Below are 16,621 nucleotides of genomic sequence, written 5' to 3' on the forward strand. Positions count from 1 at the left end.
TTTTGGGCATTGAATTTATATTTCTGTCTGGATTCAATAAAAGATATAATCAAAAACAACCTTTGATTTTTTTTGAAATATATGAAAAAAATGAATAAGTGAAATGTTAATGACTCGCATTTTCATATGCGGGAAACTTAAAAAAATCCATATGTGAACTTTTGCGTCGGCATGACCATGTGTTGCTTTTTGACCACAAAGCGCGCACGGGTGGTGTGCTGTCTTTTTTCGGCGTTGAATAATCCCTCTTCTGACACTGTAATGATTTTCATCTGAAAAACAGGCTGTGGCGGTCGGCAGGTCCGATTTTATGGGGGAAGCAATGAGCGAAATGTTCCGTACTTTTTCCTCATGCCGCGGCGTGAATATCAACAATATGACGGTGCAGGATCATTGCATGATCCGATACGGCACCGCGTCATGGCTGTGATTGGAAAAAGTCCTCTATGCCAAATATCGTGAGGCGGGAAAAAAATCGTCTGGCTCGTCGGCCCTTGCTGGCAGGGTCTGCGTTTGTGTGGCTGCTGTCGGTCGGTTCTACGGCCGTGGCCGCGACGCAGGGAGGGGCGACCACCCCTTCCAGCACGACTGCCCATCGTCTTCACCGGACGAATGCCCCGCAGGCTGCCAGTACGCATGCTGGCCGCGTGTCCCCTGCCCGTGCGCAGGCCACCGCACGCAGTACTGCCGTGCCGCATTCGGCGCCTGAAACCCTGCAGGTCAGTGTCGGTCGTGTGCATTCCCACGGTGCGGTTCAGGCCGTAACGCGTGAGCAGATGGATCATTTCGTTGAGGGCACAAGCCCCAACCAGATCCTTGCGCTGACCACGCCCGGCGTTAATTTCGCATCGGATGATGCTTTCGGTCTCGATACGGTGGCGAACACCCTGTATGTCCGTGGCTTCAACCAGACGCAGCTTGGTGAAACACTTGACGGCATCCCGATGGGCGGTCAGGGGTTCCATAACTGGAACGGCCTTAGTGTCGATCAGATGGAAATCCAGGAAGACGTCGCGGGCATGACCGTGTCGCAGGGTGCCGGCGCGCTCGATACGCCGTCTGCGCAGACCCTGGGCGGGGCGCTGACCTATACGACGTCCGATCCTTCGCTGAAGGCTGGTGGACGTGTCGGTCAGACCTTCGGCAGCTATAATGCATTCCGCACGTTCGGGCGCGTCGACAGTGGTGTCCTGAATTCGACGGGCACCCGGTTCTATGCGGCTTATGCGCGCACGGACCAGGATATGTGGAAAGGTTTTGGCGACCAGCAGGAACAGCAGGCTAATTTCAAGCTGGTCCAGCCGGTGGGTGATCGCGGCAAGATCACGGCGATTTTCGATTATTCGAACTTTGCCCAGTACAACTACATGGGGCTGACGAAGAACATATGGCAGAAGATGGGGCGCAACGCGACCTACCTGAAGCCCAACTATGCCCTGTCGAAGCAGTATGCCGGTTACGCGCAGAATGGCGGCGTTCCCTCCAATCTTGAAGGGATACTGTCGAATGACGAAATTGGCGATTACGCCTATGACGGTACACAGACGCAGCGTAACTATCTGTCCGCCATTACAGGCGAATTCCAGATTTTCCCGAACGTAACGTCCAAGACCATTGCCTATGCGCATGTCTCCAGCGGCGATTACAGCGGCAGCAACCCGTTCCTGGTCTCCCCGACCTCGGGTGTGCCGATGGCGCTGGAAACCGGGCATCCTGATGTGCAGCGTATCGGCTTCACACAGAATTTCTCGATCCATACGCATGGCAACGATATCCAGACCGGGATCTGGTATGAAAATGATGCCTTCAACTATCCCATGCGCATGTATGAGGATGGTGTGGATGCAGCCCACAATTCCAAGAGCGATTTCAAGGCATCGCAGGCGGCGACGTGGTATTCTGATTCCTTCAACACCAATACGTTCCAGTTCTATCTGCAGGACACCTATCATATCATTCCGGGTATGACGGTCAGTGCGGGCTTCAAATCCATGCTGCAGGATACGCATGGTGGCACGAAGCTTGATAATTCTGCCAAATATTCCAACTGGGGCACGTATTACAGCCATCCTGCCGATGGCAGCATGACGGCAGCCGATGCATTCCTGCCGCATTTCAATTTCGATTATCACTTCCAGCGGCATCATGAAGTGTATTTCGATATTGCCGAGAACATGCGCGCCTATGACTATGGTCAGCAGAGCAGCTCCGGCACCGTGTGGGGCGGTCTTGGCAGCGCGGCCAATTCGGCACAGAGCGTGTTCAATGCCAACAAGAATACACTGCGTCCGGAGCGGACCTGGAATTACGTCGTGGGGTATCGCTATAACTCCAAGATGCTGACGGCAAGTGCTGATTTCTATCACACCGACTACTATAACCGTCTGGCGACAGTGACGTCGGGTTCGACCGGCAACACATATGGTGCCGTGGCGAACGTGGGTCGTGAAACGATGAACGGCGCGGATGTGATGGCGGCCATCCGTCCGGTTCATGGGCTGGAGATTTCCAACAGCTTCAGCTGGAATAACGCAGTTTATGAAGGCAGCATTCCCGATGGCGGCAGCATGCTGAGCCTGAAGGGCAAGCATCAGGTCTATTACCCGAAGTTCATGTATAAGGCGAACCTGACCTATACGTGGCATCGGGCGATGTTCAACTTCAATGCGACCTATACCAGCCGTCGCGCCATGACCTATACGAACGACCAGTACATTCCGTCTTACTGGACGTCGAACCTGAATGGCAGCTACAACTTTGGCAAGGTCGGTTTTGCGCAGAATATCAAGACGACCTTTGGTATTACCAACCTGTTCAACAAGAACTACATTGGTGGTGTGTATGGCGCCGCGAGTGTGAGTGGCGACGACAACGCCAACCTGTACGTGGCTGCGCCGCGTATGTTCTTCGGTTCGGTTTCCGCACAGTTCTAATTGTGCGGTTTCGATGTCAGGGCGCGATCCGGTAACGGGTCGCGCCTTTTTTATTGTGAAAAGGAGATAGTTTGAACATAATAATTTAATAAAAGTAGTTGTTTTAGTGTTTTTATTTTTAAATAATATATCATTGAAAATAATATCAAGATCAATAAGAGTAAATTTAAAAATAATAAAATACCATGAATATTTCTTTGAATATTTAAAAATCTATCCTTTGGGTGGATCTGTAGCCTTAAAATTTAAAAATACGGTTACACCAAATTTGCATACATTTCTGAAAAATCGGTGATGCGGATATGTCGTGCCCTGCCCTGCCCTGCCCCGTATCATGATGCGGGGACCGTCATATTGTCACATCTGTGTTTTCTGATGTGAACTTCATGTTTCTTATACGCGTGGATATATTGTCGTGATTCCATTTTGAGGTCAAAATGGAGATGCTTACTCATGCTCTCGAAACGGGGAATACATAATGGCAGGTATGACAGGACGGGCAATGCGCGCCGGACTTTTGGGGGCCACGTTACTGGCGACCTGTGGTGCAGGCATTTCGCATGCCACCCCGGCCGCACAAGGGGCGGGCAGCGTGGTGAGTGACAATTTCGGACGGTGGGGATTTGACCTCGCCGGACGTGATACTTCAGCCCTGCCGGGGAACGATTTTTTTGAATATGCGGATGGTACGGCGGTACGCGATATCGTCATCCCACCTGACATGACATCATATGGCCCGTTCAATGCCCTGGCCGAACTGTCACGGACGCGCGTCAGGAGCATTCTCGAGGAACTGTCCGCCCATCCGGTCGAAGATCCCCAGACAATCGAGCAGAAGCTTGGCACTTTTTATGCCACGTTTCTTGACGAAAAAAATATAGAGAACCGTGGCATTCGTCCCCTGTCCGATGATCTTTCGAAAATTCGTGCGCTGCGCACGATCACCGATTTTGCCACCCTGTCGGGAACTGCTCAGGATGGTTTCCAGTTCACTCCGTTTGCCCTGGGCATCCAGCCAGATGCCCGTACGCCCACGAAATATGCCCTGACACTGGATCAGGCAGGGCTGGGTATGCCGGATCGTGATTATTACCTGAAGCCCGAAATGCAGGCGAAAAAAGACGCCTATCAGGTATATATTGCACAGATGCTCGCCCTGATCCGCTGGCCTGACGCGCGTGGTGCCGCGGGCGCGATCGTAGCGCTTGAGACGGCTCTGGCACAGGCGCACTGGGCGCGTCAGGATATGCGTGATCCAGATCGGATTTATAATCCGATGTCGCTTGCCATGTTGCAGGAAAAAGCTCCCGGATTTGACTGGTCATCCTATCTGAAGGCGGCCCGCATTCCTGATGCCGTGGCCCAGTCGGGGCATATCATTGTGGGCGAACCGTCCGCCATCACGACAGAGGCGCAGATCCTTGCCCGGACAGACATGACGACGCTGCGTGCGTGGCTGGCGTTCCATCTTGTGGATAATGCGGCGCAGGTTCTGCCGCATAATTTTGTCAATGCATCGTTCAATTTCCATGGCAAGACCCTGTCAGGGCAGCCGCAACTGACCGCACGGTGGAAACGGGCGGGACATGCAACAGGCGAAGCCATGGGCATGGCGTTGGGCAAGGTCTATGTCAGCCGGTATTTCCCCGCCCCCTATCGTGACAAGATGGTGGGCCTGACGCAGGAACTGAAGGCGGCGTTTCGCATCCGCCTGAAACATAATGCGTGGATGGGCAAGGCGACGCGTAAGGCTGCCATCCGCAAGCTGGACAGTTCTGCGATCCAGATCGGCTATCCCAACAAATGGCGCGACTATACGGGGCTGGTTGTTCATGGCGGCGATGCATATGGCAATTCGGCGCGCGGTGTCGCGTTTGAATGGTCTTACTGGTTGGCCCACCTTGGGCAGCCTGTTGACCGTGACGAATGGGATATGACGCCACAGACCGTTAATGCCTATAATAATCCGGTTTTTAACGAGGTTGTCTTTCCCGCCGCCATTCTTCAGCCGCCATTTTTCAACCCTTCGGCGGATATGGCCATCAATTACGGGGCGATCGGTGGGGTGATCGGTCATGAAATGACCCATTCCTTTGACGATGAAGGTCGTAAATTCGACGAAAAGGGGCAGTTGCGCGATTGGTGGACCAAAAAAGACGAAGAACGCTTCAATCAACTTTCGGCGCGCTTTGGGGCGCAGTATGATGCGTTCGAGGTTCTGCCTGGCGTACACCTGAATGGTAAGTTGACGATGGGTGAAAACATAGCAGACCTTGGCGGCCTGACCCTGGCGCTTGATGCCTATCATGCCTCGTTGAAGGGAAAGAAAGCCCCGGTCATTGATGGCATGACCGGGGATCAGCGTGTTTTCCTGGGATGGGCGCAGGTCTGGCGTGAAAAGCTGCGTGATGACACGATCCGCCAGCGCGTGATTACCGATCCGCATTCCCCCCCGCGTGCCCGCGTCAATGTCCCGATGCACAATATCGATGCATGGTACAAGGCCTGGAACGTACAGCCGGGACAGTCTCTGTATATTAGTCCAGAATCACGTGTAAAAATCTGGTGATTTTTTAAAATGGGACTATCAGGATTTCTGGTGTCGGCTTTGGTGGCCTTTGAAAAAATGTTCTGGACGGCATGATGCCCCGATATGGAAGTTTCCGGGAAACTGTTTTTAAAAAGTCATGCGGAATATGGCTTTCTTTAAATATAGTATGAAACAGGAACTTCCATTTTCATCGGAATGTTGCTTCAGGCCCGTTTGTCCACAAAGGCCCTGAAAGGCCAGGATTTCGTATCGGGATATGACCGGTACACTATGTTTGTATGGAGTATGCGTTTTGCGTTCTATCCTGTTTGCAGGCTTGTCAGGACTTGCTGTTTTTGTCGCGATGAATGCGAACGCGCGGGGGGCTGATGCGCCTGTGCCGCAGCCGCGTCCCCTGCCCGCGCCGATACCGGCGGCACGGGATGCGCACATGCCTGGGACCATTGCGCTAAAGGTCGATGGGACAGACCTTGCGCGTCATATCTATACCGTTCACGAAACGCTTCCTGTTGCGCCAGAACTGTCGGCCCACGGGGGGGATTTCATCGTCAGGTATCCGATGTGGGTACCGGGAGACCATGCGCCAACAGGTTCGATCACGCAGTTTGGCGGCCTGTCGGTGCGTGCCGGTAGCCAGAATATCGCATGGGTCCGTGATACGGTGGATATCAGTGCCTTTCATATCCCCATCCCTGCGGGCACAACCACGGTGACACTGGATTTTCAGATCCTGACCCCTGTATCCCCCGATGTGGGACGCGTGGTGATGACGCCCGACATGCTTAATGTGCAATGGAATGCCGTAACCCTCTATCCCGCAGGATATTTTACGCGTGGCATTACCGTATCGCCAACTCTGGTGTTGCCGCATGGGTGGCAGTATGGAACGGCGCTACGTGCCCGTATGGGGGCTGTGTCGGGTGACAGTGTCACATTCCAGGATACTTCGTTTGACCGACTTGTGGATTCTCCGGTCTTTGCCGGGCGTTATTTCCGGCGTTTCGACCTGACGCCGCCACATGGCGTTCCGGTTTCACTTGATGTCGTAGCCGACCGGCCAGAAGAACTTGCGGCGACGGATGCGCAGGTTCAGGTGCATCGTAACCTGGTCGTACAGGCGAATGCAGTCTTTGGTTCCCATCATTATGAACATTATGATTTCCTGCTTGCTCTGACCGAAGAACTTGGCCGCATAGGTCTGGAACATCATCAGTCCAGCGAGAATAGTGGACCGCGCGGCTATTTCACAAAATGGGACAAGACCTTTCCCGTCCGTGACCTGCTTGCGCATGAATTCACCCATTCCTGGAATGGAAAATTCCGTCGGCCGGATGACCTGTGGGCTGCGGATTTCAATACTCCCCAACGCGGGGCCCTGCTGTGGATCTATGAAGGGCAGACACAATATTGGGGTTATGTCCTGGCCGCACGCAGTGGTTTGATGACACCGCAGCAGGTGCTGGATGCGATCGCGATGGTGGCCGCGACCTATGACGGGCGCGCGGGGCGTTTGTGGCGTCCCCTGGTGGATACGACCAACGATCCCGTCATCGCACGACGCACGCCCCTTTCCTGGCGTAGCTGGCAGCGGAGCGAGGATTACTATTCCGAAGGGCAGTTGTTGTGGTTGGAGGTGGATACGCTATTGCGTGACCTGTCGCACGGGCAGCATTCCTTGGATGATGTTGCGCGTCGGTTCTTTGGTGTTGATGATGGCAGCATCGTGACCCACCCCTATCGGCGTGAGGACATGATTGCCGCACTGAATGCAGTCCAGCCTTATGACTGGGCCAAATTTCTGCATGACCGTGTGGATGTTGTAACCCGCCATGCCCCGCTTGAAGGACTGGCACGGGGTGGGTATCGCCTGACTTATGCGACGGAACCCACCGCATACCAGTCCGCGCGCGAAGCCTTGTTGAAGATGCATGATTACAGCTTCTCCCTTGGCTTCTCCCTTAACCAGAAGGGAAAACTGCTGAATGTCGAATGGAACAGTCCCGCCTGGCAGGCTGGGCTGACGATGGACGAGGAAATCGTGGCTGTTAACGGCTTTGCCTTCGACGCGGATACCCTGTCCGATGCCATCACTGCGGCAACCGCGACCGGTGCCCCCCCCATTCGTCTGCTGGTTCGTGCCGGGGATCGTTATGCGACGGTTGACGTTCCCTATCACGCGGGGTTGCGTTACCCGCGTCTGGAACGGGTTGCCAATACAACCGATATGCTCGCTGATATCCTTCGTCCCCGGGTAATTGCACCATGAAGGTGATGAACGGGTGGCGGTTGATGGGCGGTGTGCTGATGCTTGCCGCCTGGCAGAGCCACGGTCGGGCCGATACGTTGCAATGTTTTGCCGAAAGTGCGGCGACACAGGGCTATACGCTTGGCATTGCACGTAATGCGATGCTGACCCCCGATGGTCGTGGGGTTATGTTCCTGCGCAGCGGCGCGCAGGATACGGCCCAGCAGCTATGGTATCGTGACATTGCTTCGGGACGCGATGTGGCATTGACGCATGTTGCGGTCGCGAACGAGCATCTTTCGGTTGAGGAAAAAGCCCGGCGGGAGCGGGCGCGCCTGACGATGACGGGTGTGACCGCTTTTGAAATGGCTTATGGCGGGACGATGGCCATTGCCAGCCAGGCGGGGCACCTGCTGCGGGTCAACCTGACCAGTCAGGAGGTAACATCGTTGCCGGGGGATGACTGGGGTGCGCCACGCCTTTCCCCCGACGGACGTCATGTCGCGGTTATAAAGGATCATGATGTCCACGTCATCGCGCTTGAAACAGGAAAGGTGCATCGCGTCACCCGCGGGGGCACGGCGGACCTGACCCATGGCGTTGCGGAATTCGCGGCGGCCGAAGAACTGGATCGTCATGAAGGCATGTGGTGGTCGCCTGATAGCCGTTTCCTTGTCTATGAGGAAGCAGACCTGTCCGGTGTGGAAAAACACTATATCGCCGATCCGGAAAATCCGGCGACACCGCCGGTGGCCTTTCGTTATCCCAAGGCAGGCACGCCCAATGCAAAAGTACGTCTTGGCATCATAAGGCGTACTGGTGGCCATACACGCTGGATACATTGGGATCGGGAGCGTTATCCGTATGTCGTGCGCGTGGTCTGGTCAAAGGAAACCGGGCATCTGTCGATGGTGGTGATGGACCGTGCGCAGGACGAGGAACATGTACTCGACGTCGATCCCCGCACGGGCCAGACAAAGGAACTGTTGTCCGAGCATGATGCTGCATGGGTGAATATCGCCCCTACGGCACGGACGACGGGCCTTCCCCTCCCCTATTGGATGCATGATGGGCAGCATTTTCTGTGGGCATCGGAACGTAGTGGTCGCTGGCAGTTGGAGATGCGGCACGCGGATGGGTCCATGGATCATGTTGTGACGCCATCGGCGCTGCCATTTGCTTCACTTGATGATGTGGATGCGACACGCCATACGATCACCTTTACCGCGACACCGGATCGCATGGGAACCGCAGTGTACCGTGCGGATCTTGCGACGGGGGCTGTCACGCCACTGGCGACGGCGGCTGGGTTGCATCAGGTGAATTTTACAGCCGGTCACCATGACGGCTTCATCGACCGTTTCAATGCGGCGGACGGCAGCCTGAGTGTGCTGCTGCGTGGGCGTGATGGGCAGGTTACAGGTGTATTGCCTGACGTCGCGCATCCCGCGCCTGTGTTCAACATGCAGTTCCTGACAATTGGCACGCGGGATTATGATGCCATGGTCATCCGGCCGGTTAATTTTCGCCATGGGCAGCGCCTGCCGGTTATCCTGTCGGTTTATGCCGGGCCGGGATATAAGGAAGTACTGCGCGCACCGCGCCTGCATGCGGAAAACCAGTGTCTTGCCAATCAGGGATTTATTGTTGTCAGCCTTGATGGGCGCGGGACGCCCGGTCGTGACCGTGACTGGGAACGGGCCATACATAATGACCTGATTGATGCCCCTCTTGACGATCAGGTTGCGGGTGTGACCGCCTTGGGCAAGGCATTTCCTGAAATGGATATGAAGCGTGTAGGGGTTTATGGCTGGTCGTTTGGCGGATATTTCACGGCCATGGCGGTCATGCGTCATCCCGAACTGTTCCATGCAGGCGTGGCGGGGGCGCCACCTGTTGATTTTTCAGATTATGACACTGCCTATACCGAACGTTATCTTGGGCTGCCGGATCAGGATGTATCTGGATACCGTATCAGCAATGTGCTGACATACGCATCCGGCCTGTCACGTCCCCTGCTGCTGATTCATGGGGTGACGGATGATAATGTCTATTTCATCAATACGCTGAAGCTGACACGCGCATTGGTGACTGCTGGGCGTCCCTATGACCTGATGCTGTTGCCGGGGACGCATATGCTATCTGATCCGACGCTGCGTTCGCATGTTGCGATCGCACGCATGCGGTATCTGAAAGACAATCTTGCCCCCCTGCATCCGATGTCAGGAAAGTAGGAGGTTCTGTCCCGGCATGCCGGGACGATTTCTGAGGGGCAACTTATTTGTCAGGAATAAAAGTTTTGTGGCGTCGCTTTGTTTTTCAAAAGTGACGTCTTGCAAAAGATTTTGGGCAACGTTTATTTGAGTGGGTTATTCTATCTAAATTTCACATAATTCTCTGAGAGTCTGACCGAACATAAATTTATTTCAGTTACTTAAGAGGTGCTGATGTTCACAGTGAAAACCAGATAGGTTCTTTTGGTTTCTCAATCGCAGTTTATGGTCATAAGGTTGGAGACAATTTGCCCTCCAGCCTCATAAGATTTGATCCCAACCAAGTGTTGTTTTCTGCCAAAAACCACTCAAACCGCTTTTTGAGTCAGGCCCTAAGAGACTGTTTGAAAAAGTAAGTCCGATAAGATCGGGAAATAAGAAAAGTTTTTGGTGAAGCTTTTTTCAAAAATCTTCAAAAGACACTGTGTTTTTGAAAAAAAGGCGGCGCCCAAGAAATTTTCTTATTGTTTATCAATGAGTGGTTTTCAAACAATCTCTAAACGAATTGATCGGAGAAATTTTCAAAAAATCCAGTGTTTTGCATGAAGGATAAGGAATAATTTTTCCGGAAACTCGTGCTGTCCCGTATTTTAAAGCAGTTTTCAACAAACCATTTAAAAACGGGCCAACTGCATTTATGAATGCAGTTGGCCCGGGCCTTATCCATGTTTATCCTGTGATTTGGCCGTAATGGTCGGATTTTGGACCGTCTTTTCCGTCCATCCCCCGCCCAGTGCACGGTACAGCGTGACCAGGTTCTGATATTTAGAAACCAGAACGAAAATCTGCCATTGCTGTGCCTGATAGAGCGAACGTTGGGATTCCAGCGAGGTCAGATATGAATCTGTCCCTGCGTCATAACGCATCTTGGCCAAGCGGTAGGAATCAGCCGAGGACGCGACCAACCTGTCCACCTGTATTCCTTCATCATGATAGGCGGCACGGCCCGCCAATGCATCCGCGACTTCGCGGAATGCGGTCTGGATCGTTTTTTCATAGGCGGCCGCCTTGACGTTCCGTTCCGCACGGGATGCCTTCAGATTTCCGCTATTTTGTCCCCATGTCAGAAGGGGCACCTGCAACTGTGGTGAGACCCCCCACGTTGTCGCTGCCGCCGTAAACAGGCGATGCGGTTGCAGGCTGCTGATTCCGTCGGATGCGGTCAGGGTGATGCGGGGATAGAAGGCCGCCTTTGCTGCGCCGATATCGGCATTGGCAGCCTTCAGATCATGTTCCGCCGAGATGATATCCGGGCGGTGTTCCAGCACATCGGACGGTAGGCCCGGTGGCAGGTCCTGCATCATCGTCTGCTGCCCAAAAGGGCTGGCCGGGGGCAGATTATCGGGGATCGGTGCGCCAATCAGCAGGGTAATCAGGTTCTTGTCCTGCGCCACGCGTCGTTGGGAGTCAGCAAGGAAGGCGGCACTTTGTTCCACCTGCGTTTCGGATTGGCGCAAGGTAAGCTGATCGGCTTCGCCATGTTCGAACTTGGCGCGGATCATGTCGAGCGTCGCCTGCTGTGATGCCTGTGTGGCCTGCGACAGCTTGAGTGCTTCTTGATCGCCTAGCCAGGAAATATAGGCGTTTGCAACCTGCGAAATGATGCTGATCAGCATGGCGCGGGCATTTTCGCGCTGCATCAGTGCATGTTCCGCGGCCTCACGCGACAGGCTGCGGATACGTCCGAACAGGTCGATTTCATACGATGAAAAACCGATACCCATGTTGAAATACTTGAACATCGGCGGGTTGGCCTGCGCATCAAGGCCTGGTGCGAAGCTCAGACCTGCAGCACTGGATGGAGCCTGGAACATGGCTTCGCCATTGCCGCCAATCTGGGGGAAAAGGGTGGCATGCTGGATATCAAACTGCCCCTGCGCACGGCGGATATTGGCTGCGGCTTCGCGCAGGTCGCGGTTTTCACGGATGGCGATGGCAATCAGCGCCTTTAGACGTGGGTCCGTGAAGAATTCCGACCAGCCAAGGTTGGCCGATAGCGTGTTTTGCGCCATCGGCTGGCTGTCACCGCCATAGGTCGGCCAGTTTTGGGAAACTGGCGCGACGGGCCGGTGATAATGGGGGATCATGGTACAGCCCGCCAGCAGCGCCGCAGCGGCACCAAGCGTTATACCATGCAAGGAAAACCTTTTCATTATTGTTCTCTCCCCGCGATTTCTGGGGCTGTGGCGGGTTGCACGCGTTCATTCATGCGGCGCACCTTGAACAGGCGCAGGACCACGACAAAGAATAGCGGCACGAAATAGACCGCCAGTAATGTCGCCGTCAGCATGCCGCCTACGACGGCCGTGCCAATGGCGACACGTGCGGCCGATCCTGCACCCGATGCAATCGCCAGCGGGAAGACGCCGACCACAAATGCGATTGATGTCATCAGGATCGGACGCAGGCGTTCGCGTCCTGCTTCCATGACAGAGTCCTCAAGCGTCTTGCCCTGCTCGAAAAAGGCCTTGGCGAATTCCACGATCAGGATGGCGTTCTTGACCGCCAGCCCGACGGTGGTCAGAAGCCCCACCTGGAAATAAACGTCGTTGGCAAGCCCACGTGAAAGCGTTGCGACAATCGCCCCCAATACGCCAAGCGGGATCACCAGCAGCACGGCGAAGGGGATGGCCCAGCTTTCATACAATGCGGCAAGGCACAGCAGGATAACGATGACCGCCAGTGCATAAAGTGGCCCGGTGGAGGAACCGGACGCAATCTGTTCATAGGACAGGCCGGTCCATTCATACCCGATCCCGGTTGGAAGCTTGGCCAGGATCTCCTTGATCGCCGCGATGGAATCACCCGAACTGAAGCCCGCAGCGGGCTGACCAAGGATTTCAAAGGCGTTGAGGCCATTATAATCCTCGACCTTCTGCGGCCCCATGATCCATGTGCCGGATACGAACGAGTTGAATGGCACAAGGGAACCGCTTGCATTGCGGATATACCATTTGTTCAGGTCATCGGGAATCATGCGGGCGTCGGGTTCGCCCTGGATATAGACCTGCTTGACACGGTCATCACGCAGGAACTGGTTTACGTAGATCGACCCCAGCGCGCCTTCGACCGTAGTGTTGATATCGGCGATGGTCACACCAAGCGCGTTTGCTTTTTCCCGATCAATATCAAGGTGATATTGCGGTGCGTCTTCCATCCCGTTGGGACGCACGGCCACAAGGCGATGATCCTTGCTGGCCATGCCCAGCACCATGTTGCGCGCGGCCAGAAGCTTGTCATGGCCAAGGTGTCCCCTGTCCTCCAGTTCCAGGTCAAAGCCACTGGCATTACCCAGCTCCAGCACGGCAGGCGGATTGATGGCAAATATCTGGGCCACGGGGTCGCTCCAGAAATGCATCATGATGCGCATTGCGATCGCGGCAGAGGATTGGGACGCGGACGGACGTTCGTCCCAATCCTTGAGGCGGATGAAGAACGCCCCCGCCGTCTGTCCCTGCCCCGCAAAGTTGAAGCCGTTCATGGAATAGACGGATTCGACATTCTTTCCTTCGGTCTTGAGGATATAGTCCGCGACCTTGTGGTTGATGATTGCGGTCTGCTCCATCGGGGTGCCAGGCGGCATCGTGATCTGACCGAAAATCAGGCCCTGATCTTCGTCCGGCAGGAAGCCGCTTGGCAGCTTCATGAACAGGTACCCCACGCCGGCAGTCACCAGCGCAAAGGCAAGCATTCCAGTGCCGGCATGCCGGATAATGCGGGTCACACCCTTCATGTATCCTGCGGTCATCCGTGTGAAATGACGGTTGAACCAGCCGGCCGGGCCCTTGGTCTTTTCATGCGTGCCGGGTTTGAGCATCGTTGCGCACAATGCAGGGGTAATGACCATGGCCACCAGCACCGACAGCCACATTGCGGCGACGATGGTGATCGAAAACTGGCGATAGATCACGCCGGTCGATCCACTGAAGGCCGCCATCGGCAGGAACACAGCCGTCAGCACCAGCACGATCCCCACCAGCGCGCCAGAGATCTCGTCCATGGACTGTCGCGCCGCCTCCACGGGGGACAGGTTCTTTTCCGTCATGACACGTTCGACGTTTTCGACAACGACAATCGCATCATCCACCAGCAGCCCGACCGCCAGCACCATCGCCAGCATGGTCAGGGTATTGATGGAGAAGCCCAGGGCCGCAAGGATGCCAAACGTGCCCAGCAACACGATCGGAACCGCAATGGTCGGGATCAGCGTCGCACGGAAGTTCTGCAGGAAAATCAGCATCACCACGAACACGAGGGCAATCGCCTCCATCAGCGTGATGATGACTTCCTTGATCGACAGGACAATGAACGGTTCCGTATCAAGCGGATAAACTGTCTTCAGCCCGGGGGGGAAGAATTTCTCCAGCTCCGCGATCTGTTCGCGTACCGCCGTTTCGGTCTTGAGCTGATTGGCGCCCGGCGCCAGTTTCAGTGCCATGCCCGATGCAGGCATGTTGTTATAAAAAGAGTTGGTATTATAGGTCTGCGGCCCAAGTTCCACACGTGCGATATCGCGTATGCGCACCTGGGAGCCATCCTGCTGGACCCGGATAAGGATATTATTGAACTCCTCGGTCGAGGTCAGGCGCGTCGGACCAATGATGGTGGCGTCAAGCCGTGTCCCCGCCCGTGCAGGCAGCCCGCCGAGTTCACCGGACGAGACCTGTATGTTCTGTGCCTGGATCGCGGCCTGCACATCACCCACCGTTACGGCGTATTTATACAGCTTGGACGGGTCAAGCCATATGCGCATCGCATATTCCGCCCCGAACAGCGTATGGTCGCCCACGCCGGTGACACGGCTGAGGGGGTCGGAAATATTCGATGCCACGTAATCAGCGATATCCGCGCCATTCATGCTGCCGTCGGTGGAGATGAATGCAATCACCATCATGAAGTTCTTGACGGCCTTGGTGATGCTCAGCCCCTGCGCGGTGACTTCGGTCGGCAGCTTGGGCTGCGCAAGCTGCAGCTTGTTCTGCACCTGGACCTGCGCGATATCGGGATTGGTTCCCTGTGCGAAGGTCAGGTCGATTTCCATCTGCCCCGACGCATAGGATTGCGCCGAGATGTATTCGAGGTGATCGAGCCCGAACATCTGTTGCAGGATGGGGCGTACGACGGTGTTGTTGACCGTATCGGCGGATGCGCCGGGATAGGTCACGCTGATCGCGATCTGTGGGGGGGCAATGCTGGGGTATTGTGCGATCGGCAGCGCAAAGATCGACAGTCCGCCCACCAGCATGATGATGATGCCAATCACCCAGGCAAAGACCGGGCGATCAATGAAGAAACGTGAAAGGGACATGACTTTACCCTGCCTTGCCCGCAGGCTGGGCCTCGATGGGGGTTACTGTCGCACCGGGGTGGATCTTTTGCAGGCCCACGGTGACGACCCGCTCCCCGCTTTTGATCCCGTTCGTTACCAGCCAGCTTGTACCGATTGCCTGGGATGTCTGGATCTGGCGTAGCGACACCTTGTTGTCCTGATCCACGACCCACACCTGCGGGTCGCCATGGGAATTGCGGCTGACGGCTTCTTGCGGTACCAGCAGGGCCTGTGGGTCCGTTCCTTCGGTCAGTTGCGCATGCACGTACATCCCCGGCAGCAGCAGCTTGTCCGGGTTGGGCATGATTGCGCGCACCACTACGGTGGCGGTCGACTCATCGACATTGACTTCGGAAAATTCCATCCGGCCTGCATGTTCGTATGGCGTGCCGTCCTCCAGTTGCAAGGAGATGCTGGCGGCATTATCGCCTTCGCGCTGCAGGCGTCCCTGTGCCAGTTCGCGACGGAAACGCAGCAGTTCGGTGGCCGGCAGGTTGACATCGACATAAATCGGGTCAAGCCGCGTTACGATCGCGACGTTATTGCTCTGGTTCGCGATGGCCAGCGCGCCAACCGTCAGGATGGACCGACCGATCCGCCCGCTGATGGGGGCATTCATCTTGGTATAGCCAAGGTCCACCGCGGCGCGTTCCACCTGCCCCTGCGCGGTCAGGATTTCTCCCTGCGCTTCCTTGTCTGCGGCAAGGGCATCGTCATAATCCTGCTGGCTGACGGCATGGGCGCGCAAGAGCGGACCATAGCGGGTCAGTTTCGCATGGGCCGTCAGTTCGGCTGCCTGTGCGCGGATAAGCTGCCCCCGTGCCGAATCATAGGCGGCCTGATACGGTGCGGCATAGATCTGGTAAAGTTGCTGCCCGGCCTTGACATCGCTGCCTTCGACAAACAGGCGTTGTTCGATCACACCGCTGACCTGCGGGCGGACCTGCGCGATTTCAAAGGCTTCCGTGCGTCCTGGCAGGCTGGTATGGATTTCAACAGGCTGCGCCCTGAGCGTCACCACGCTGACCTGCTGTGGCTGTATCGCAGGGGCGGCCGCCTTGCGATTGCAGCCCGCCAGAACAAGCAGGACAGCAACAGGGGCGAGGGCCTGAAAATAATGCTGGCTTTTCACAATCTTGACCTTGCCTTTACAGTCTGTCTCCCGCAGCATCCTGAAAATTCTGTCTCAAGACGTAACATGCATGACGTGCTCGGCGGAGATGGGGTAAAGAAACCACTTGGTTTTCTGATAAACGAAAACTATATCGTCTCCATAGGGCGGTCAAGCCG

7 protein-coding genes are annotated in these 16,621 nt (G+C 55.5%); 4 read left to right on the top strand and 3 right to left on the bottom strand.

Going from position 1 to position 16,621, the window contains the following annotated elements; genetic code table 11:
* The first annotated feature begins 446 nt into the window (after positions 1–446).
* From FYB92_RS09225 to FYB92_RS09240, 4 genes are all read left to right on the top strand, one after another.
* The gene (locus FYB92_RS09225; RefSeq protein WP_332828510.1) at positions 447–2,933 is read left to right on the top strand and encodes a TonB-dependent receptor domain-containing protein; all 2,487 of its coding nucleotides are present in this window, start codon (positions 447–449) and stop codon (positions 2,931–2,933) included.
* Positions 2,934–3,411: 478 nt separating this feature from the next.
* Entirely contained in the window at positions 3,412–5,502 is a 2,091-nt protein-coding gene (locus FYB92_RS09230) for a M13 family metallopeptidase (protein WP_075631625.1), read from the top strand.
* A 325-nt stretch (positions 5,503–5,827) separates the two neighbouring features.
* Entirely contained in the window at positions 5,828–7,750 is a 1,923-nt protein-coding gene (locus tag FYB92_RS09235) for a peptidase M61 (RefSeq protein WP_332828998.1), read from the top strand.
* Entirely contained in the window at positions 7,747–9,963 is a 2,217-nt protein-coding gene (locus FYB92_RS09240) for a DPP IV N-terminal domain-containing protein (RefSeq protein ID WP_332828511.1), read from the top strand. The genes FYB92_RS09235 and FYB92_RS09240 overlap by 4 nt, the downstream gene beginning before the upstream one ends.
* Before the next feature lie 698 nt (positions 9,964–10,661).
* Here FYB92_RS09240 and FYB92_RS09245 read toward each other — a convergent pair.
* Genes FYB92_RS09245 through FYB92_RS09255 form a run of 3 tightly spaced genes read right to left on the bottom strand, consistent with a single transcriptional unit; the run spans position 10,662 to position 16,502 of the window.
* A complete protein-coding gene (locus FYB92_RS09245; protein WP_332828512.1) occupies positions 10,662–12,155 on the bottom strand; it encodes an efflux transporter outer membrane subunit in 1,494 nt (497 codons plus the stop codon).
* Entirely contained in the window at positions 12,155–15,310 is a 3,156-nt protein-coding gene (locus FYB92_RS09250; protein WP_048858858.1) for an efflux RND transporter permease subunit, read from the bottom strand. Before FYB92_RS09250 ends, FYB92_RS09245 begins: the two co-directional genes overlap by 1 nt.
* 4 nt (positions 15,311–15,314) lie before the next feature.
* Positions 15,315–16,502: an efflux RND transporter periplasmic adaptor subunit gene (locus FYB92_RS09255; protein WP_003619971.1), complete on the bottom strand. Its 1,188-nt coding sequence runs from the start codon at positions 16,500–16,502 to the stop codon at positions 15,315–15,317.
* Positions 16,503–16,621 lie beyond the last annotated feature (119 nt).

Source organism: Novacetimonas sp. GS1, from assembly GCF_036686925.1.
Lineage (GTDB): Bacteria > Pseudomonadota > Alphaproteobacteria > Acetobacterales > Acetobacteraceae > Novacetimonas > Novacetimonas hansenii.